Consider the following 20,811-nt stretch of genomic DNA (forward strand, 5'->3'; position numbering starts at 1 on the left):
GAGAGCCGCGATGGGCCAGGGATGGCCCTTCGCGGCGGGCCCCTGAAACTTCGATGGAGCGAGGGGAGTCCCGCGAAGCGGGACCCGGATGATGGGCAAGACCTTTTGGTTCCTTTTGGGGCGTTTGCCAAAAGGGACTCGCCCGAGGGGGCGAAACAAAAAGTCCCCGCACACGCCGAAGCGGCGCTGAACACCCCCAACAAAAAGCATCGCGGACAGAGTCCGCTCCTACGGGGGCGCATGACCCCGGCATTCACATAGAGCACCGAATCGGCCGCGATGGATTTCGCGGACAAGGGCTAGGCGCCCCCGTCTCTCCTACGAAAGCGTACGCCCCCTGTAGGAGCGGGCCATGCCCGCGATAGGCGCCCGCAGGGCGCCCTGCCTCACTGGATCGCCGCCACCGGCTGCCCGGCAATCTGCTTGCCCGCCGCCTCCTGCAATTCAGGCCTGGCCCACTCCGCCGCCTTGAACTCGCGCCGGATCAACCCATAGCTCTTCGCCGCCTGGATGGACGCATCCAGCTTCGCCAGGAACCCCGCATCCAGCTTCGGCGACAACACATCCGCCAGCGCGCGATCCTGGTACTCGCTCCTGAAGATCACCGCCGGGTAATTGGCCTGGCTCGACACCAGCTCGATGTAGGCATCGCGGTTAGCCTCGGCGCTGGCCCACTGCACCGCCTGCAGCTGCACCTTCAGCAGCCGCTCGGTGAGGTCGGGATGGGCGTCGACGAAGGCGCCATTGCCCACCAGCCCCGCCTGCAGGGTGCCGGCGCCGCCCAGGTCGTGGGTGCTCAGCACGATGTCCGCCAGCCCCTTCTCGCGCAGGGCGAACAGCCCGGCCAGGCCCCAGGTGGCGTCGATCTGCTTCGCCGCCAGGGCGGCGAGAGCGGCGCTGAAGTCGAGGTTGATCACCTTCAGGTCCTTCTCGGAAAGCCCGGCGCTGGCCAGGGCGTTGTCGAACGACAGCTGGCTCGCCGTGCCGCGGAAGAGCCCCACGCGCTTGCCCTTGAGATCGGCCAGGGACTTGATGTCCGAGCCCGGCTGCACGCCAAGGTAGTGATTGACGTCGCGCGCGGTGGCGGCCAGCAGGCGGGTGTCCAGCCCGCTGGACTTGCCGATGATCGCCGCCAGGTCCCCGAGGTAGGCGAAGTCCACCTGGTCGTTGGCCAGGGCTTCGTTGATCACCGGGCCCGCGCCCTTGAAGAAGGTCCACTTGATCTGGATGCCGTCAGCGGCGAATTCCTTTTCCAGCAGCTGGCGGGTGGTGAGCACGTCGACGATGCCGCCGCCCGACGGCTTCGGCCCGGCGCTGACATCGGGCACGGCAATGCGGATTTCCTTGACCTGCGCGGCCTGGGTGAAGGTCGGATAGGCGCCGAGCAGGCCCGCCAGGACCGGCGCGGCGAAGAGGGACAGCAACTGTTGGGTGAGGGCCTTCATGGCGCCTGCCTCCTGCAATGGGATGAATGCGTGGGAGGCACTAAAGGCAGTTCCTGGCCTGCAAATAAAATAATAAAAACTTATTTTTTAGTAACTGAAAGACCTAAATCAGACGCGCTCGGGCTCTGCGAGGGAATGCTCGCAGGGCATAAAAAATATTCCTCGAATGCATTGGCCGCGATGGGAGGGCTTCCCTTAAATGGGCCTTTCTTAGCTCATAAATGCATTGATTGGTTTTTTCATATTCCAATGAAGAATATTAATAAAGCCTCCGGCCTTGCCCTCCCCGCTCCTCGTCCGGCGCTGGCCACACCGCGCCTGCCGTGGGTTTCGGCCTCCCGTGCAATGCCCTGGCTGGTGCCGGCCGCGTTGGCGCTGCTGTGGTGGGTCGCCAGCCATCGGCACTGGATGTCGACGCAGATCCTGCCGACCCCGGAGCTGGTATTGCAGGCCGCCCGCGAGCTGCTCGGCGGCGAGCTCTGGCTGCAACTGGGCGTCAGCCTGAAGCGCCTGGCCTGGGGCCTGCTCGCCGGTATTGCCAGCGGGCTCGCCCTGGGCGCCTGGCTGGGATTCAGCCGGCGTGCCGAGCGGTTGATCCTGCCGACCTTCAGCGCCCTGGCGCAGGTCCCGACCCTGGCCTGGATTCCGCTGTTCATGCTGTTCTTCGGCATCGGCGAGCTGCTCAAGCTGGTGGTGCTGATCAAGGCGGTGATAGTCCCGATCACCCTGCACACCCTGGTCGGCGTCCGCGACGCCCAGCCGCGCCTGCGCGAGGCCGCCGCCGTGCTGCGCCTGCCGCGCCACCTGCTGGTATGGCGGTTGATCCTGCCGGCGGCGCTGCCCTCGTTCCTCACCGGCGTCCGCCTGGCCCTGGCGCAAGGCTGGACCTCGCTGCTGGCCGTGGAGCTGCTGGCCTCCAGCGAAGGCATCGGCTACCTGATGGTGCAGGCGCGCCAGCTGTTCATGCTCGATACGGTGTTCGTCTGCATCCTGGTCGTCGGCCTGGTCGGCGCGGCGATGGACCGTGGCATCCAGGCGCTGGATCGGCACCTGCTGCACTGGCCGCAACAGGCCGCCGGAGAGCTGCGCCGCAGTGGGCGCGGCCACGGCTGGCAACGCCTGCAACCCTGGCTGCTGCCGCTGGCGCTGCTCGCCCTGTGGCAAGCCGCGAGCACCTTCGCCTGGGTCGATCCGGCGATCCTCGCCAGCCCCGTTTCGGTGGCCGTCGCCCTCTGGCAGGGGCTGCTCGACGGCAGCCTGCCCGGCGCACTGCTGAGCAGCCTGCAACGCACCCTCGGCGGCCTGCTGCTGGGCGGAGCGCTGGGCTTCGGCCTAGGTCTCGCGCTCGGCCTGCTGCGCCCCGCCGAACGCCTGCTCGGCCCGAGCTTCGCCGCATTGCGCCAGGTGGCGATCTTCGCCTGGGTGCCGCTGCTCACCGCCTGGTTCGGCCTGGGCGAGACGGCCAAGGTGGTGTTCGTCGGCCTCGCGTCCTTCTTCCCGCTGCTGCTGGCCACCCAGCGCGGTGTCGCCAGCCTGCCGCCGCAACTCAGCGAGGCGGCCCTGGCGCTGCGCCTGTCGCCGTGGCAACGGCTGCGCCGGCTGGTGCTGCCGGGGGCGGCGCCCTCGGTGTTCGCCGGCATCCGCCTGGCGCTGATCTACGCCTGGCTGGGCACCATCGGCGCCGAGTACTTCATGCCGTCCAACGGCGGCATCGGCAGCCTGATGATTGGCGCCCAGCAATTGTTCCGCATGGATCTGGTCGGCGCCGGCATGTTGCTGGTCGGCCTCACCGGCGCGCTGCTGGCCGCCCTCGGACAACGCATCGAAGCGCGTGCGACGCGCTGGAGACACGCATGAACGCCTTCACTTCCCCGGCGCTGGTGAGCTTTCGCCAGGTCGCCAAGACCTTCCCCGTGGACGGCCGCGAGCTGCAGGCCATCGAACGTTTCGACCTGGAGATCGCCGACGGCGAATTCATCGCCATCGTCGGCGCCAGCGGCTGCGGCAAGTCGACCCTGCTGCGCCTGCTGGTGGGGCTGGACCGCGAGTTCCAGGGCGAAATCAGTATCGACGGCGCCCCCATCGATGGCATCGGCGGCGAGCGCGGCATCGTGTTCCAGGAACACCGCCTGTTCCCCTGGCTGACGGTGGAACAGAACGTCGAGCTCGGCCTGGTCAACGAGCCGCTGAGCGCCTTCGGCAAGGCCAGCCGGGTTGCCGACTACCTGCAGCTGGTGGGTCTGAAGGGCTTCGAGCGGGCCTACCCGCACCAGCTCTCCGGCGGCATGGCGCAGCGCGTGGCGATCGCCCGCGGGCTGGTGGCCAGCCCGCGCATCCTGCTGCTGGACGAACCCTTCGGCGCGCTGGACGCGCTGACCCGCCAGCAGTTGCAGGAAGAGCTGCTGCGCATCCGCCAGCGCGAGCGCATCACCACCGTGCTGGTCACCCACGACGTGGAGGAGGCGCTGTTCCTCGCCGACCGCGTGGTGGTGATGGCGCCACGGCCGGGGCGGATCAAGCGCATCGTCGAGGTGCCGCTGGCGCACCCGCGCGAGCGCGGCGGTTTCGATTTCCTGCGTCAGCGCGAGGCGCTGCTGCACGAGCTGACCGGCGACGGCGATTACGTCGCACCGCAGCCGAGGCGGGTGGAAGACCTGCCGTTCGAGTTCATTGCCTGCTGATCCAAAGAACCCCGCCCTTGTAGGAGCGAGCTTGCTCACGAACAAACCCCGCTGCGGAGCGGTTCGCGAGCAAGCTCGCTCCTACAGGCTCACCCAACCTACCGAGCCCGACCATGAGCAAACGCCCCAACTTCCTCGTCATCGTCGCCGACGACCTCGGCTTCTCCGACCTCGGCGCCTTCGGCGGCGAGATCTCCACCCCGCACCTCGACGCCCTGGCCACCGACGGCCTGCGCCTGACCGACTTCCACACCGCGCCGACCTGCTCGCCGACGCGCTCGATGCTGCTCACCGGCACCGACCACCACATCGCCGGCATCGGCACCATGGCCGAGGCGCTGACCCCGGAGCTGGAAGGCAAGCCCGGCTACGAGGGTTACCTCAACGACCGCGTGGTGGCCCTACCCGAGCTGCTGCGCGAGGCCGGCTACCAGACGCTGATGGCCGGCAAGTGGCACCTCGGCCTGCAACTGGAACAGGCGCCCCACGCACGCGGTTTCGAACGCTCCTTCTCGCTGCTGCCGGGCGCGGCCAACCACTACGGCTTCGAGCCACCCTACGACGAGACCACGCCGGGCATCCTCAAGAGCACCCCGGCGCTGTACGTCGAGGACGACCGGTTCATCGACGAGCTGCCGGCGGACTTCTATTCCTCCGACGCCTTCGGCGACAAGCTGATCCAGTACCTCAAGGAGCGCGACCAGAGCCGGCCGTTCTTCGCCTACCTGCCCTTCTCCGCGCCGCACTGGCCGCTGCAGGCGCCCAGGGAGGTGGTCGACAAGTACAAGGGCCGCTACGACGCCGGTCCCGAGGCGCTGCGCCTGGAGCGCCTGGAGCGGCTCAAGCAGCTGGGCCTGATCGATGCCGACGTGAAGGCGCATCCGGTGCTGGCGATCAGCAAGGAATGGGCGCAACTCAGCGCCGAAGAGAAAGCGAAATCGGCGCGGGCCATGGAGGTCTACGCGGCGATGGTCGAGCGCCTGGACTGGAACGTCGGCCGCGTCGTCGAGTACCTGCGCCAGCAGGGTGAACTGGACAACACCTTCGTCCTGTTCATGTCCGACAACGGCGCCGAGGGCGCGCTGCTGGAAGCCTTCCCGCGCTTCGGCCCGGACCTCCTGAGCTTCCTCGACCAGCACTACGACAACACCCTGGAGAACATCGGCCGCGCCAACTCCTACATCTGGTACGGCCCGCGCTGGGCCCAGGCGGCCACCGCGCCGTCGCGCCTGTACAAGGCCTTCACCACCGAGGGCGGCATCCGCGTGCCGGCGCTGGTGCGCTACCCGCAGCTCAAGCGCCAGGGCGAGATCAGCCACGGCTTCTCCACGGTGATGGACATCACCCCGACCATCCTCGACCTCGCCGGCGTGCGCCACCCCGGCAAACGCTGGCGTGGCCGCGAGGTGGCCGAGGTGCGCGGCAAGTCCTGGCTGGGCTGGCTGTCCGGCGAGACCGAGCAGGCCCATGACGAGAAGACCGTCACCGGCTGGGAGCTGTTCGGCATGCGCGCCATCCGCCAGGGCGACTGGAAGGCGGTGTACCTGCCGGCGCCGGTCGGCCCGGCCACCTGGCAGCTGTATGACCTGGCCAGCGACCCCGGCGAGACTCAGGACCTGGCCAAGCTCCAGCCGGAAAAGCTGGAAGCGCTGGTCGAGCACTACAAGCAGTACGTCAACGAAACCGGGGTAATCGACGCGCCGCCGCCCTTCCTCGCGCGCTGAACCCTCGACGGAAAATCGGGCTGGCCCGCAATGCCAGTCCCGACCCGTTTTGCCACTCACTGAAATGCCTGCAGCCCCCACCAGGCGGGGCTTTCAGACTACCGTCTGTCGCCAGATGCGAAGCCCGACCAGCGGTACTCCAGGCAAAAATCCATCCAAATCAAGCCCCTCATTTGACGCCGACAAAATAGCGTCAATTTGACATCATCCAACGGCACTCTAGCTTTAAGAAGCCAGGCCGACGCACTGCTCAGGACCTACCTCAGCAGCCGACGGCCTCCCCTCCTGGCGCCGGCAACGGAGTGCAGCATGCGCGATACCCGATTCGATACGCCTGTCGATCAGGCCGACGGCCACCTGTGGCCGAAACGCCTGGTCCTCCAGTCACTGCCCTGGGTGGCGGTGGCCGGGCTTTACTGGGCTGGCCTGCCGATCTGGGTTCTGCTGCCACTCGGTGCAATCGCCAGCCTCGCGCTGACCCCGCTGCTCGGCGGTACCATCCAGGCGCAAGCGACAACCCAGCAGGTGCGCCTGGACAGCGAGCAACTGCCGAAATGGCGCCCGCTGCAGGACGCCATGGACAGCCACCTGGCCAGCCTCAACGGCCACACCCACCAGATCGACAGCATCCTGCACCAGGCCATCGCCCAGCTCACCGACAGCTTCCACGGTCTGGCCGAGCGCATCGACACCCAGCGCGGCCTGTCCCATTCGCTGATCGAGCGCTACGACGGGCGCGGCCACCTGGACGACGACATCGACTTCCAGCGCTTCATCCACGCCACCCAGGAAACCCTCGGGCTGTTCGTCGAGGCCACCCTGGAAACCAGCCGCACCTCGCAGCAGCTGGTGGAACGTATGGACCGCGTCACCCACAAGATCGGCGAAATCCTGCAGTCCACCCAGGACATGGACGCCATTGCCAAGCAGACCAACCTGCTGGCCCTGAACGCCGCCATCGAGGCCGCCCGCGCCGGCGAGAGCGGCCGCGGTTTCGCCGTGGTGGCCGATGAAGTGCGCGCGCTGTCCACCCGCTCCACGCACTTCTCGCAAGCCATTCGTGAGCACGTCGACGTGGTCTACCACGAGATCAGGGACGCCGAGGGCGCCATCGCCCAGCTGGCCGACAAGGACATGTCCTTCGCCCTCGACTCGCGCAAGAAGATCCAGACCATGCTCGACGACCTGGACGCCATGAACCAGCACACCGTCAAGGTGGTGCAGGAGCTGGACCGGATTTCCCTGGAAGTGGGCGACGGCGTGAATGCCGCCGTGACCGCCCTGCAGTTCCAGGACATGAGCAGCCAGTTGCTGGGGCAGATCGGCAAGCACGGCGCGCGTCTCGGCGCGCTGGCGGTCGGCCTCGGCGCGCTGGATGGGCGCGATCCCCGGGAATGGGGCGAGCGCCTGCGCGAGGAAGTCGCCGAACTCGGCCGCCCGCTGAGCAACCCGGTGGCACAGACCAGCCTCAGCGCTGGTGAAGTCGAGCTGTTCTGAACGCACCACCCGACGGTGCGTGGGAGGCAGTGAAGATGTTGCAGTCGATCATCGAGTACCTGGCGAACATCGCCCTGGTGGGCTGAACCCAGTCCGTATCCCCGAATGCCAACCCCTTGGAACAAGGAGTAGTCACGCAATGGGAAAGCAGATTCTGATCGTCGACGACTCGGCGTCGATCCGGCAGATGCTGAGCTTCACGCTCAAGTCCGCCGGCTATGAAGTGGATGAAGCCGTCGATGGCAAGGACGGCCTGGGCAAGGCCCAGCGCAAGACCTACAACCTGGTGTTCACCGACCAGAACATGCCGAACATGGACGGCCTGTCGCTGATCCGCAGCCTGCGCGACATGGCCGGCTACCGCAGCGTGCCGATCCTCATGCTGACCACCGAATCCAGCGACGCCATGAAGCAGCAGGGCAAGAGCGCCGGCGCCACCGGCTGGCTGGTCAAGCCGTTCGACCCGCCCAAGCTCCTTGAAGTGACCCGCAAGGTCCTGCCCTAGGGGTACCGCAGATGGCCACTGGAATGGAGCAATTTCTCCAGGTCTTCTTCGAGGAAACCGACGAACACCTGGCCACCCTCGAACTCCTGCTGATCGGGCTCGACCTCGATCAGCCGGACGCCGAGGCACTCAACGGCATTTTCCGCGCGGCCCACTCGATCAAGGGCTCCAGCGGCATGTTCGGCTTCGACGACCTGACCGCCGTCACTCACGAACTGGAAACCCTGCTCGACCGCATCCGCTGCGGGCAGACCGCCCTGCGCGCGGAGATGATCGGGGTGTTCCTCGAAGCCCGCGACGTGCTGCAGCGCCTGCTCGACGCCCACCGCGACCAGTGCCCGGACCCGAGCGTGCCGGTGCAGGCGACGGTGGAACGCCTGCGCGCCTGGCTGGCGGAGCCGGCGGGCGCGCCCGTCGACGACGGCTTCGGTTTCTTCGACGACGCACCGGGCAACCCCGAGACAGCCAGCGCCAGCGACGACGATGCCTTTGGCTTCTTCGACGCTGCGCCGGGCACACCCCCGGCCGAATCCACGCCGGCCAGTGAAGACTTCGGCTTCTTCGACGATGCACCCGGCACCCCCACCGCCACCACCGCAGCCCCCGCCACGCCCGCGCCGATTGCGGCACCGGCGCCAATCCCGGCCAAACCGGCGACGGCGGCGCGCACGGATAACCGCAGCGAAGGCGAATCCAGCTCGATCCGCGTCAGCGTCGAGAAGATCGACAGCCTGATCAACCTGGTGGGCGAACTGGTGATCACCCAGGCCATGCTCAGCCAGCTCAGCGAAGACCTCGACCCCACCCACTACGAGCGCCTGCAACAGGCCCTGGCGCAACTGGAACACAACACCCGCGACCTGCAGGAATCGGTGATGTCGATCCGCATGTTGCCGATCAGCTTCATCTTCAGCCGCTTCCCGCGGCTGGTGCACGACACCTCGGCGCGCCTGGGCAAGCAGGTCGAACTGATCCTCCAGGGCGAGCACACCGAGCTGGACAAGAGCGTCATCGAGAAACTCAGCGATCCGCTCACCCATATCGTCCGCAACAGTATCGACCACGGCATCGAGACGCCCGCCGAACGCCTGGCCGCCGGCAAGCCGGCGCAGGGCTCGGTGAAGCTCGCCGCCAGCCACCAGGGCGGCAGCGTGGTGGTGGAAATCTCCGATGACGGGCGCGGCCTGTCCCGCGAGCGAATCCTCGCCAAGGCCCGCGAGAAGGGCCTGGCGGTACACGACGGGATGACCGATGCCGAAGTCTGGCAGCTGATCTTCATGCCCGGCTTCTCCACCGCCGAGACCGTCACCGAGCTTTCCGGGCGCGGCGTCGGCATGGACGTGGTGCGGCGCAACATCCAGGCCATGGGCGGGCGTATCGAGATCGACTCGGCGCCCGGCATGGGCACCCGCCTGTGCATTCGCCTGCCGCTGACCCTGGCCATCCTCGACGGCCTGATCGTCGCGGTGGAGAAGGTCAACTACGTGATCCCGCTGACCTACATCATCGAGTCGCTGCAGGCCCGCGCCGACGACGTGCGCGGCATGGCCGGCGACGAAGCGGCGGTGATCCGCGTACGCGGCGAGTACCTGCCGCTGTTCTCCCTGCATGCGCTGCTGCACATCGACGCCACGCCCCTGCCGCCGGAGCAGGCCATCGTGGTGATCCTCGAATCCGAGGGCAAGAGCTTCGCCCTGCAGGTGGACGAACTGGTGGGCCAGCAGCAGGTGGTGATCAAGAGCCTGGAACAGAACTTCCGCCGGATCGACGGGATCGCCGGCGCCACCATCATGGGCGACGGCAGCGTCGCCCTGATCCTCGATGTCGATGCGCTGCCGCGCCTGGCGGCACAAGGAGAAACCACCCATGAGCGCCACTGAAGTCAGCGCAGCGGTCAGCCCCGCACAGGAGTACCTGACCTTCACCCTGGGCCGCGAGGAGTACGCCATCGACATCCTGCGCGTGCAGGAAATCCGCGGCTACGACCAGGTCACCGCGATCGCCAACGCGCCCGCCTTCATCAAGGGCGTGATCAACCTGCGCGGCGCCATCGTTCCCATCGTCGACCTGCGCATCAAGTTCAACCTGGCCGACATCAGCTACGACCAGTTCACCGTGGTGATCATCCTCAACGTCGGCCGGCGCATCGTCGGCGCGGTGGTGGATTCGGTCTCCGACGTGATCGCCCTGTCCGGCGAGGAGATCAAGCCGCCGCCGGAGTTCGCCGCCAGTTTCGATACCGAATACCTGCTCGGCCTGGCCACCGCGGGCGAGCGAATGCTGATCCTGGTGGACATCGAGAAACTCATGACCAGCCGCGAGATGGCGCTGGTCGATGAAGCCGCCGCCTGACTGCCACACGACAAAAAAAGATTGAGCCGAGGATAACGACAATGGGTCTGTTCAATGCACACGCCGTGGCGCAGCAACGCGCCGACCGCATCACCGCCATTCTCCACAGCCTGGTCGACGGCAACCTCGATGTCGCCATCGGCGAGGCGCCCGCGCCCGGTTACGAGCGCCTCTACGACGGCCTGCGCAACGTGCAGCGCACCCTGCGCGAGCAGCGCGCGGAGCAGGCGCAGGACGAAGCCCTGGAAGCCGGGCTGGTGGAGATGACCCGCCAGCACGAGCTGGGCTGGATCGACGAAGTGATCCCCGCCGACAAGCTCAGCGGCCGCCAGGCGCGCATCGCCAAGGGCATCAACGAGCTGGTCGCCGCGCACATCGCGGTGAAGATGAAGGTGGTCGCCACCGTCACCGCCTATGGCAAGGGCGACCTCAGCGTGGAGATGGACCGCCTGCCGGGCAAGAAGGCGGTGATCACCGAGGCCATCGACGGCGTGCGCGCCAGCCTCAAGGCCAACGCCGAAGCCGCCGAGGTCAACACGCGGATCAAGAGCGCGCTGGACAATGTCACCGCCAACGTGATGATCGCCGACCGCGACTTCAACATCGTCTACATGAACCAGGCAGTGGGGCAGATGTTCCTCGCTGCCGAAGCCGATATCCGCAAGGAGCTGCCGGACTTCCGCGCCAGCAACATCCTCGGCGGCAGCATCGACCGCTTCCACAAGCAGCCGGCGCACCAGCGCGGCCTGCTGGACCGTCTGGCGGGCACCTACGAGGCGAAGATCAAGCTGGGCGGACGCACGCTCACCGTGGTGGCCAACCCGGTGCTCAACCAGGCCGGCGAACGCCTCGGCGCGGTGGTGGAGTGGCAGGACATCACCGAGCAGTTGGCTGCCCGCGAGCGCGAGCAACGCATCGCCGGGGAGAACGCGCGCATCAAGAGCGCCCTGGACAACTGCAGCACCAACGTGATGATCGCCGACGGCGACCGCAACATCATCTACATGAACAAGACCGTCACCGCCATGCTGCAGAATGCCGAGGCCGATCTGCGCAAGGCACTGCCGAACTTCTCGGTGAACAAGCTGATGGGCGGCTCGATCGATCAGTTCCACAAGCATCCCGAGCACCAGCAGCGCCTGCTCGCCACCTTCACCAGCACCTTCCGCACCCAGATCGAAGTCGGCGGACGCACCTTCGGCCTGGTGGCCAACCCGGTCATGAGCGAAACCGGCGAGCGCCTCGGCTCGGTGGTGGAGTGGAACGACCGCACGCTGGAAGTGAGCGTCGAGCGCGAGGTGGCCGGGCTGGTCAATGCTGCCGCCGCTGGCGACTTCTCCACGCGCATCGCCGAGGAGGGCAAATCCGGCTTCCTCCTCAACCTCACCAGCGGCCTCAACCAACTGGTGGAAACCGCCGACAAGGGCCTGCGCGACGTCACCCGGATGCTCAGTGCACTGGCCCAGGGCGACCTCACCCAGCGCATCGACGCCGATTACCAGGGCACCTTCGGCGAGCTCAAGGACTACTCCAACGAGACCGCGCAGAGCCTGTCGCGCATGCTCGGGCAAATCCGCGAGGCCGCCGACACCATCCACACTGCCGCCAGCGAGATCGCCAGCGGCAACGCAGAACTATCCACCCGCACCGAGCAGCAGGCCTCCAGCCTGGAGGAAACCGCCTCGAGCATGGAGGAGCTGACCAGCACGGTGAAACTCAACGCCGAGAACGCCCGCCAGGCCAACTCGCTGGCGGTGAACGCCTCGGAAGTCGCCACCGAGGGCGGCAACGTGGTGCAGAAGGTGGTGGGCACCATGTCAGCCATCAACGACTCGGCGCGCAAGATCGCCGACATCATCGGGGTGATCGACGGGATCGCCTTCCAGACCAACATCCTCGCTCTCAACGCCGCGGTGGAAGCGGCGCGCGCCGGCGAGCAGGGCCGTGGCTTCGCGGTGGTCGCCGGTGAAGTGCGCACCCTGGCGCAGCGTTCGGCCGCCGCCGCCAAGGAGATCAAGACGCTGATCAACGACTCGGTGGACAAGGTGGAGAACGGCAACACCCTGGTCGCCCAGGCCGGGCAGACCATGAGCGACATCGTGGTGGCGATCAAGCGCGTCACCGACATCATGGCCGAGATCGCCGCCGCTTCCGCCGAGCAGAGCAGCGGCATCGAGGAAGTGAACGGCGCGGTGACCCAGATGGATGAGATGACCCAGCAGAACGCCGCGCTGGTGGAAGAGGCAGCGGCCTCGGCCGAGGCGCTGCAGGAACAGGCCGGGCTGCTCAACCAGTCGGTCTCGGTGTTCAAGCTCGACACCTCGGCCACCGTGGTGCCCCTGGCCGTCGCCCGCCCGCCGCGCGCCGAGGCGCCGGCGCACACTTCCCGCGCTTCGCGCGGGGTGGCCAAGGCGGTGCGGGCCAAGGGCAAGGAGGAGGACTGGGAAGAGTTCTGATCGGGCGGGGCGCAGGGATGGCGGCGACCGGAGCAATGGGAGGGCCGGTTGCCGCGTGCTGGCCAGGGATGGTTGGGGATGGGCCTTGCCGCAATACCGGAGTCGCCCTGTAGGAGCGGGCCATGCCCGCGATCCGCTTCGCGCCGGCGGTTCTTCGCGGGCATGGCCCGCTCCTACGACCTTTTCTCAGATGTAGGGCGCATAACGCCTCAGGCGTTATCCGCCATCACGACGGATAACCCATTCCGGGTTATGCGCCCTACGCAATCCGCTTGCCGCTGAGACAGTCCGATGTCGATCAACCTGCCAGCCCCCGACCATGAATTCCACTACACCCGCCGGGACTTCCAGCAGGTACGCGACCGTCTGTACCGCCACACCGGCATCAGCCTGTCTGAAAACAAGGAACAACTGGTCTACAGCCGCCTTTCCCGGCGCCTGCGCTACCTGCGGCTGAACAGCTTCGCCGAATACTTCGCCTACCTGGAGAACCACGAGGACGAGTGGCAGCAGTTCGTCAACGCGCTGACCACCAACCTCACCGCCTTCTTCCGCGAGCGCCACCACTTCGAACACCTGGCGCGCTTCGCCGACGAACAGCTGCTCGACCACCGCCCGCTGCGCGTCTGGTCGGCCGCATCGAGCACCGGCGAGGAGCCCTACTCCATCGCCATGACCCTGGTGGACGCCCTGGGCAGCTTCACCCCGCCGGTGCAGCTGATCGCCTCGGACATCGACACCGGCGTGCTGCACAGCGCGCGCCAGGGCATCTATCCCATGGAGCGCCTGGAAGCGCTGAGCACCAACCAGAAGAAGCGCTTCTTCCTGCGTGGCACCGGCGCCAACGCCGGCAAGGCGCGGGTGGTCGGCGAACTACGGCAGATGGTGGAGTTCCGCCAGATCAACCTGCTCGACAGCAACTGGGGCATCAGCGGCGGGCTCGACGTGATCTTCTGCCGCAATGTGATGATCTACTTCGACAAGCCGACCCAGACCCGCCTGCTCGAACGCATGGTCGCCCTGCTGCGGCCCGGCGGGCTGCTGTTCGCCGGGCACTCGGAGAACTTCGTCCACGCCGCGCACCTGGTGCGCTCGGTGGGGCGCACGACCTACCAGGCGGCCGGATGAGCGCGGCGCGCGACAGCCTCAACCGTTACTACGACCCGCGCTTCGGCCTGGACGCAGTCAAGCTGCTGCCCGGCGAGTGCTTCGTCACCGACGAAGAGCTGATGATCGTCACCGTGCTCGGCTCCTGCGTCTCGGTCTGCCTGCGCGACCGCAGCAATGGGCTGGGCGGGATGAACCACTTCATGCTGCCCGGCGACACCGGCACCCAGAGCCTGCTGTCCAGCTCCGGACGCTACGGCGTGCATGCCATGGACCTGCTGATCAACGGCCTGATGCGGCGCGGCGCGCAGCGGCGCAACTTCGAGGCCAAGGTGTTCGGCGGCGGCTCGGTGCTGCAGAACCTCAGCGCCGACGTCGGCCAGCGCAACGTCGCGTTCGTCCTCGACTACCTGAGCGCCGAGAACATCCCGGTGCTCGCCCAGGACCTGCTCGACGTGCACCCGCGCAAGGTCTACTTCTTCCCCGGCAGCGGCCGGGTGCTGGTGCGCAAACTGCGCGTGCTGGCCAACGACACCCTGCTGCAGCGCGAGCGGCAGTACCGCCAGCAACTGTCGCGGCAGACACGCGGCGGCACCATCGATCTGTTCTGAAAGGAGAGCGCCATGGCGGTCAGGGTTCTGGTGGTCGACGATTCGGCGCTGGTCCGCAGCCTGCTCAAGGAGATCATCCAGGGCGACCCGGAGCTGCAACTGGTGGGCCTGGCGCCGGACGCCTTCGCCGCCCGCGACCTGATCAAGCAGCATTCGCCGGACGTCATCACCCTCGACGTGGAAATGCCGCGCATGGACGGCCTGACCTTCCTCGACAAACTGATGAAGGGCCGGCCGACCCCGGTGCTGATGATTTCCTCGCTCACCGAGAAAGGCTCCGAGGCCACCCTGCGCGCCCTGGAGCTGGGCGCCATCGACTTCATCGCCAAGCCGCGTCTGGGCATAGCTGAAGGCATGCAGGCCTACACCGAGGAAATCCGCGCCAAGCTCAAGACCGCCGCCCGCGCGCGGATGCGCAGGCCCGGCGCCACGGCCGCGGCGAGCGTCGCGGCCTGCGGGCCGCTGCTGAGCACCGAGAAGATCATCGCCATCGGCGCTTCCACCGGCGGCACCGAGGCGATCAAGGAAGTGCTGCTGGGGCTGCCGCCGGACTGCCCCGGCACCGTGGTCACCCTGCACATGCCGCCGGGCTTCACCAAATCCTATGCCGAACGCCTGGACCGTCAGACTCGCCTGACCGTGCGCGAGGCCCGCGACGGCGACCGCATCCTCCCCGGCCACGTCCTCATCGCCCCCGGCGACTTCCACATGGAAGTACGGCGCAGCGGCGCAAACTACGTGGTGCACTTGCAGCACGAAGCGGCGGTCAACGGTCACCGGCCGGCAGTGGACGTGATGTTCGACTCCCTCGCCCGCTGCGCCGGGCGCAACCTGCTGGCGGCCCTGCTCACCGGCATGGGCAAGGACGGCGCGCGAGGCCTGCTGGCCATCCGCCAGGCCGGCGGCCACACCGTCGCCCAGGACGAAGCCAGCTGCGTGGTCTACGGCATGCCCCGCGAGGCGGTGGAGCTGGGCGCGGCGAAGGAAGTGCTGCCGCTGGAGCGCATCGCCACGGCACTGTTGCACCAGGCGCGACTGAGCGGAGGAGGAAATCGCGTCTAACAGTGCACGAAATCGAAACACTGCCTGAGCGACCTTTCAGACAATGACTAGACTCCCCTGTCGATAGGGTGGCGCCAGGATTATGGCGCTGCGCTATCAATTTGGTTTGATTGTGCCTGCACACCCACTGCACAATCGGGCTTTCGCCAAAAGACCGGCAGACGGCGGGCGACGAGGGGAACTGAGAGAGCCATGGCGGCAAGATGGGGGTTGCGCGGTAAATCGGTGGTGGCATTGCTCATCGCCTGTCTTCTGGCGTTGGTTCCGGCGGTCCTGCTGGGCTGGAAGGCCATGGAGGATATCCGCACGCATTTCGGCCTCGCCTTTGCGAGAAACTTCACGCTGCTCAACCAGCAGAAGATCATCGCCCCGGTGATCCGCGAGCTGGCGCTCTCGCGGCGGCTGGCCGAATCCGTGGTGACCCAGGACTGGCTGCTTGCCGAGAACAATCCGGCGCGCCGCGCGCTGTTCTTCCGCGAAGCCGAGGGCTTCCGTGCCGACCAGCACAACTACTCCTACTTCGTGGTGGTCAACGCCTCGCACCACTACTACTTCAACGACTCCAGCTCGCCGCTCTCCAACTCGCCGCGCTACACCCTGAGCAAGGACGACCCGCAGGACCGCTGGTACTTCGATACCCTGGCCAGCGACGAGACCTACAACATCAACGTCAACTACGACGCCAAGCTGAAGGTCACCAAGGTCTGGTTCAACATGGTGGTCCGCGCCGGCAACGAGAAGATCGGCCTGGCCGGCGGCGGCCTGGACCTCACGGAATTCCTCGACCAGTTCATCTCGCGCCGCGAAGCCGGGGTGACACCGATGATCGTCGACCCCGATGGCGCCATCCAGGCGCACCCGGACACCCAGCTGATCGCGTTCTCCTCCGGTTCCGGCGCCAAGGCGCAGCACCGCGTGTTCGACCTGCTCGGCAGCGAGCAGGAACGTGCCGCCCTGCGCCAGACCATGCGCCAGGCCGAGGCCAACCCCGGCGAAGTCGAGACGATGTGGGCCAGGGTGGACGGCAAGGAGCAGCTGCTGGCCATGGCCTATATCCCGCAGCTGCGCTGGCACGTGCTCAGCGCCATCGACCTGCACGCCGCCCAGGTGCTCGACAACCGCTGGATCTGGCCGCTGGTGGGCACCCTCGCCGGGCTGCTGGCGATCCTCCTGCTCGGCTTCGCCTACACCGTCGACCTGCTGGTGCTGCGCCCGCTGCGCGGCCTCAAGCAATCGGCCAAGGCGATTGCCGCCGGCCAGTACGACAGCCCGCTGCCGCGCACCCGCCCGGACGAGATCGGCGAACTGTCGTCGGCCTTCGCCAGCATGGCCGATCAGGTTCGACGGCACACCGAGGAACTGGAAGACAAGGTGCAACAGCGCACCCAGGCACTGGAAACCGCCAACCGCGAGATGGCCGCCGCGCAGAAGAAGATCGGCGACTCCATCGACTACGCCAGCCTGATCCAGCGCGCCATCCTCCCCGACCGCCAGCTGCAGAAGTCCCTGGGCGAGCACCACTTCGTCCTGTGGAAACCGCGCGACGTGGTCGGCGGCGACTTCTACATCTACCGCGAAGGCCCCCTCGACAGCCTGATTGGCGTGGTCGACTGCGCCGGCCACGGCGTGCCCGGGGCACTCATGACCATGCTCGCGCTGGCCGCCATCGACCACGCCATCGACAGCGTGAAGAGCCACGACCCGGCGGCCATCCTGCGCGAGACCGACCACGTCATGCGCGGCATGCTCAGCGAAGAGCAGGTCACCCGCTCCCTGGCCACCAACATGGACGCCGGGCTGGTGCGCGTCGACCACGACCGACGTCTGCTGCACTTCTCCGGCGCGAAGATCTCCCTGTTCGCCAGCGACGGCAGCGACGTGCGCGAGTACAAGGGCGCGCGCCGCGCCATCGGCGACAAGCGCCAGGGCGACTACCAGGACGTCGAGATCCCCATGGAAGCGGGCTGGACCTATTACCTGTGCACCGACGGCTTCCTCGACCAGGCCGGCGGCGAGCACGGCTTCGGCTTCGGCAACAGCCGCTTCGCCGACATGCTGCGCAGCCACGCGCGCCGGCCGCTGGCCGAGCAGGCGGATGTGTTCGCCGCGACCCTGGCGCAGTACCAGGGCGAGCGGCCGCAGCGCGACGACATCACCATTCTCTCTTTCCGCTTCGACTAGGGGTTAATCCATGGAATCGCTAGATCTGCTGGCCATGCGTGAAAGCTTCACCCGACAACGCATCCTGCTCTGCTTCAACGGGCCCATCTCGCGCAGCCTGATCGAGGAAATCGGCCACGCGCTGCGCAACTACCTGCAGGCCGAACAGGCGCACCCCAGCGAGGCCATGGACGTGTTCGCGGTCTACATCGAGATGACCCAGAACATCCGCCATTACGCCGCCGTGCGCGGCTACGGCGAGCAGGACGCCTCGGCCACCGTCGCCATCGCCCGTAATGACGAAGGTCACTACGTGGTCTCCGCCGGCAACCTGGTGGAGCTCGAAGACGGCCGCGGCCTGGTGCGCAGCATCGAGGCCATCGCCGGGCTCGACAAGGCCCAGCTCAAGGCCGCCTACAAGGAACAACTGCGCCGCCCGCGCGATGCCGAAGCCACCTCCGGCGCGGGCCTTGGCCTGCTGGACATCGCCCGCAAATCCAGCGCACCGCTCAAGACCTCCCTCACCGAACAACCCGATGGCCGCGCCTTCTTCAGCCTGCGCGCCGTGATCTGAACCTGCGAATTCAGGAACACCCAGCCATGACCGAGCTCAACATCACAGGAACCCAGTCCACCCCCGCGATCCAGGGCGACTGGCAGGCCGGCACCCTCACCATGCAGGGCGACTCCTACCCGGAAAACTCCTATGAACTGTTCGGCCAGGTGATCGAGTGGGTCGAGCGCTTCCTCGCCCAGGAACAACGCCCGCTCGCCCTCGACCTGCGCCTGCTGTACCTCAACACCAGCTCCATCAAGGCCATGATGGACATCTTCGACCTGCTCGAAGAAGCCCACCGCGCAGGCCGCGCCGCCACCGTGACCTGGCACTACGACCGGCGCAACGAGCGCGTCGCCGAGCTGGCCGAGGAATTCCGCGAGGACTGTACCTTCCCGTTCGTCATCCAAGCCTACGACGAGTAAGAGCCATGACAAGCGAGCGCGAGCTGGACCTGCTGATCGACGAATTGCTGGCCGACCCTCAGTACGACGGGCACCCCCTGCGCGAGGCCCTGTACCTGAAACACCAGCAATCGCTCGACCAGCTCGCGCGCCTGGAGCGCATCGCGAAGATTTCCGACGGCTTCCAGTCCATGGCCCGGGCGCAGAACAGCACCCTGTCCGAGCGCTACCACAAGCAGTTGCGCCAGCTGGAAAAGGTCGCGCGCATCTCCGACCGCTACCAGAACATGATGCGCGACCTGAACATCGCCCTGCGCGAAGCCTCCACCCACGACCCGCTCACCGGCATCGCCAACCGCCGCCTGCTGATGGAGCGCCTGCGCGAGGAAAGCGAACGCGCCCGGCGCAACCGCGAAACCTACGTCCTGGCCATGCTCGACGTGGACCGCTTCAAGCAGGTCAATGACACCTGGGGCCACGACGTCGGCGACCGCGTGCTGGTGGAAATCGGCCGCGCCATGCAGGCCGCGCTGCGCCAGTACGACCTGTGCGGCCGCTGGGGTGGCGAGGAATTCCTCATCCTCCTCCCGGAAACCCGCCTGGCCGACGCCGCCGCCATCATCGAGCGCGTACGCAGCGACATCCGTTGCCTCACCGTACGGGTAGGCACCGAAGCCCTCTCCGTCACCGCCAGCTTCGGCGTGGCCGAGCACCAGCCCGGCGAAAGCTACTCGCAGACCGTCAGCCGCGCCGACGCCGCCCTGCTCGACGCCAAGCGCAGCGGGCGGGACAAGTGCGAGTTTGCCGAAACGTAGGGCGTACAACCGATCGCGGTTGTACGTCGATACAGCGCGCTCATCGTTGGCGCCATGGCCGAGCCCGGAGCGCTCTGCCGCCAAGGTCAAACGGCGTATAACATCGAACGTCATACGCCGCAGATCCCCAAAGGAATCCCCATGCCACGGACAGCACTCTTCCTCTTCGCCGCCAGCCTGCTGGCCCTGGGCACCGCCCAGGCCGACACCCTGCGCTGCGGCACCGGCCTGATCAACGAAGGCGACCAGATGGACCAGGTCCTGGCCCAGTGCGGCCAGCCGGCCAAGCGCGTGGTCACCCCACCGACCCCGCCTCGGCGCGGCGGCGATGGCCAGTTCATCCCCGGCGACCCGCAGCTGGAAACCTGGATGTACGGCCCCAGCAATGGTGCCTACCGCTACCTGTACTTCCGCGATACCACCCTGCAACTGATCAAGACCACGCGCAGCGAACTGCTCTGAGCGAGCAATCCTGCAGGAGCGATGGCGCGAGGCTTTTGTGGGAGCGGAGCTTCACCGCGAAGCGCTTCCGCCGTCCTACCAAAGGCACCCTATCCAACCCGCCGCCAGCTCCCTAGACTGGTCGCTTTCGCCAATCCGGAGGGCCCCATGCAACCCACCTTCAACTTCACCCTGGGCGTCGACCCGCACGCACGCGAGGTCGTCGTCCAGGGCCTGCTGGCCTACAACTTCGAGCAGATGGGCCGCAGCAACACCTACGACGACTTCGAGCTCTACGCCCGCGACGAGCGTGGCGAGCTGGTCGGCGGCATGTTCGGCCAATCGGGCATGGGCTGGATGTATATCGACTACCTCTGGCTGCAGGGCGACCAGCGCGGCAACGGTCTGGGTGCGCAGCTGATCGCCCAGGCCGAAACCGAGGCCCGCCGCCGGGGATGCGTGGGGGTATTCCTCTACACCTACAGCTTCCAGGCACCGGTGTTCTACGAGAAGCAGGGCTTCGAGCGCATGGGCGTACTGGAAGACTGCCCGCCGGGGCATCAGCGGATTTATTTGAAGAAGCATTTCGGCTGATCGCAGCTGGAGCCCGCCTCTACGCAGGGCGATGCTTTTGTAGGGCGAATAACGCCTAAGGCGTTATCCGCCGTCTTGCCCGGTGTTTCTGCGCCGCTTCAGCGTGCTCGGATGTTTTCTGTTTCGCCCCCTCGGGCGAGTTACTTTCTCAAACGACGGATGGCCGCCCCCCAGAAAGTAACCAAAGGGCTCGTCCCGACATCCGGGTCTTCGCTTCGCTCAGACTTCCCTCCTTCCGGTATCGCTCCGAGGGTCGGCGTAGAAGGGCCATCCCTGGCCCTTTACGCCTCTCGCGGCATCCATGCCGCTCGCCCCTCTGCGCAATACCTCCACTCGGCCTCCTGACGGGACTCTGCACGCGCCTGATACTTTGGCTGCTTCATGCTGGATTGCTCTTCGTA

The 20,811-nt window shown here is 66.9% G+C and carries 19 protein-coding genes and 1 pseudogene; 18 read left to right on the forward strand and 2 right to left on the reverse strand.

Annotated elements, in window-relative coordinates:
• Positions 1–386 precede the first annotated feature (386 nt).
• A complete protein-coding gene (locus J5M67_RS26705) occupies positions 387–1,445 on the reverse strand; it encodes an ABC transporter substrate-binding protein (protein ID WP_207888437.1) in 1,059 nt (352 codons plus the stop codon).
• 258 nt (positions 1,446–1,703) lie between these two features.
• Here J5M67_RS26705 and J5M67_RS26710 point away from each other — a divergent pair, with 258 nt between their 5' ends.
• From J5M67_RS26710 to J5M67_RS29985, 8 genes and pseudogenes are all read left to right on the forward strand, one after another.
• Positions 1,704–3,302, forward strand: coding sequence for an ABC transporter permease (locus J5M67_RS26710; RefSeq protein ID WP_368735956.1), 1,599 nt, complete (start codon positions 1,704–1,706; stop codon positions 3,300–3,302).
• The gene (locus J5M67_RS26715; RefSeq protein ID WP_207888438.1) at positions 3,299–4,126 is read left to right on the forward strand and encodes an ABC transporter ATP-binding protein; all 828 of its coding nucleotides are present in this window, start codon (positions 3,299–3,301) and stop codon (positions 4,124–4,126) included. Before J5M67_RS26710 ends, J5M67_RS26715 begins: the two co-directional genes overlap by 4 nt.
• Positions 4,127–4,239: 113 nt before the next feature.
• Entirely contained in the window at positions 4,240–5,850 is a 1,611-nt protein-coding gene (locus J5M67_RS26720; protein ID WP_207888439.1) for an arylsulfatase, read from the forward strand.
• 309 nt (positions 5,851–6,159) lie between these two features.
• Complete coding sequence (locus tag J5M67_RS26725; protein WP_207888440.1) at positions 6,160–7,347, forward strand: methyl-accepting chemotaxis protein; 1,188 nt, start codon at positions 6,160–6,162, stop codon at positions 7,345–7,347.
• 139 nt (positions 7,348–7,486) lie between these two features.
• Positions 7,487–7,852, forward strand: coding sequence for a response regulator (locus tag J5M67_RS26730; protein ID WP_207888441.1), 366 nt, complete (start codon positions 7,487–7,489; stop codon positions 7,850–7,852).
• Between the two features lie 11 nt (positions 7,853–7,863).
• A complete protein-coding gene (locus tag J5M67_RS26735; protein ID WP_207888442.1) occupies positions 7,864–9,732 on the forward strand; it encodes a chemotaxis protein CheA in 1,869 nt (622 codons plus the stop codon).
• Positions 9,719–10,204: a chemotaxis protein CheW gene (locus J5M67_RS26740; protein ID WP_207888443.1), complete on the forward strand. Its 486-nt coding sequence runs from the start codon at positions 9,719–9,721 to the stop codon at positions 10,202–10,204. The genes J5M67_RS26735 and J5M67_RS26740 overlap by 14 nt, the downstream gene beginning before the upstream one ends.
• A 386-nt stretch (positions 10,205–10,590) precedes the next feature.
• A pseudogene (locus J5M67_RS29985) lies at positions 10,591–11,079 on the forward strand (PAS domain-containing protein); the annotation flags it as partial.
• Here J5M67_RS29985 and J5M67_RS29990 read toward each other — a convergent pair.
• Positions 10,974–11,204, reverse strand: a complete 231-nt coding sequence (locus tag J5M67_RS29990; protein ID WP_368735957.1) for a CxxxxCH/CxxCH domain-containing protein — start codon at positions 11,202–11,204, stop codon at positions 10,974–10,976. The pseudogene J5M67_RS29985 and the gene J5M67_RS29990 sit on opposite strands and share 106 nt — an antisense overlap.
• Between J5M67_RS29990 and J5M67_RS29995 the strand changes: the two genes are divergently transcribed.
• From J5M67_RS29995 to J5M67_RS26790, 10 genes are all read left to right on the forward strand, one after another.
• The gene (locus J5M67_RS29995; protein ID WP_368735958.1) at positions 11,092–12,660 is read left to right on the forward strand and encodes a methyl-accepting chemotaxis protein; all 1,569 of its coding nucleotides are present in this window, start codon (positions 11,092–11,094) and stop codon (positions 12,658–12,660) included. The genes J5M67_RS29990 and J5M67_RS29995 overlap by 113 nt on opposite strands.
• Positions 12,661–12,951: 291 nt before the next feature.
• The gene (locus J5M67_RS26750) at positions 12,952–13,788 is read left to right on the forward strand and encodes a CheR family methyltransferase (protein WP_207888444.1); all 837 of its coding nucleotides are present in this window, start codon (positions 12,952–12,954) and stop codon (positions 13,786–13,788) included.
• Positions 13,785–14,378 carry a chemoreceptor glutamine deamidase CheD gene (cheD, locus tag J5M67_RS26755; RefSeq protein WP_207888445.1) on the forward strand — a complete coding sequence of 198 codons (594 nt, stop codon included), beginning with the start codon at positions 13,785–13,787 and terminating at the stop codon, positions 14,376–14,378. The genes J5M67_RS26750 and cheD overlap by 4 nt, the downstream gene beginning before the upstream one ends.
• Positions 14,379–14,390: 12 nt before the next feature.
• Complete coding sequence (locus tag J5M67_RS26760; protein WP_207888446.1) at positions 14,391–15,440, forward strand: chemotaxis response regulator protein-glutamate methylesterase; 1,050 nt, start codon at positions 14,391–14,393, stop codon at positions 15,438–15,440.
• Between the two features lie 192 nt (positions 15,441–15,632).
• Positions 15,633–17,621 (forward strand): biofilm regulation protein phosphatase SiaA, encoded by a 1,989-nt coding sequence (gene siaA, locus J5M67_RS26765; protein ID WP_207888447.1) that lies wholly within the window; start codon positions 15,633–15,635, stop codon positions 17,619–17,621.
• Between the two features lie 10 nt (positions 17,622–17,631).
• Entirely contained in the window at positions 17,632–18,174 is a 543-nt protein-coding gene (gene siaB / locus J5M67_RS26770) for a biofilm regulation protein kinase SiaB (RefSeq protein WP_207888448.1), read from the forward strand.
• A 26-nt stretch (positions 18,175–18,200) separates the two neighbouring features.
• Positions 18,201–18,581: a biofilm regulation phosphoprotein SiaC gene (gene siaC / locus J5M67_RS26775; protein WP_207888449.1), complete on the forward strand. Its 381-nt coding sequence runs from the start codon at positions 18,201–18,203 to the stop codon at positions 18,579–18,581.
• Between the two features lie 5 nt (positions 18,582–18,586).
• Positions 18,587–19,375: a biofilm regulation diguanylate cyclase SiaD gene (gene siaD / locus J5M67_RS26780; protein ID WP_207888450.1), complete on the forward strand. Its 789-nt coding sequence runs from the start codon at positions 18,587–18,589 to the stop codon at positions 19,373–19,375.
• Between the two features lie 141 nt (positions 19,376–19,516).
• Complete coding sequence (locus J5M67_RS26785; RefSeq protein WP_207888451.1) at positions 19,517–19,837, forward strand: DUF2845 domain-containing protein; 321 nt, start codon at positions 19,517–19,519, stop codon at positions 19,835–19,837.
• 147 nt (positions 19,838–19,984) lie between these two features.
• The gene (locus J5M67_RS26790) at positions 19,985–20,410 is read left to right on the forward strand and encodes a GNAT family N-acetyltransferase (protein WP_207888452.1); all 426 of its coding nucleotides are present in this window, start codon (positions 19,985–19,987) and stop codon (positions 20,408–20,410) included.
• The last annotated feature ends 401 nt before the right edge of the window (positions 20,411–20,811 follow it).

The organism is Pseudomonas sp. 30_B, from assembly GCF_017491605.1.
GTDB lineage: Bacteria > Pseudomonadota > Gammaproteobacteria > Pseudomonadales > Pseudomonadaceae > Pseudomonas.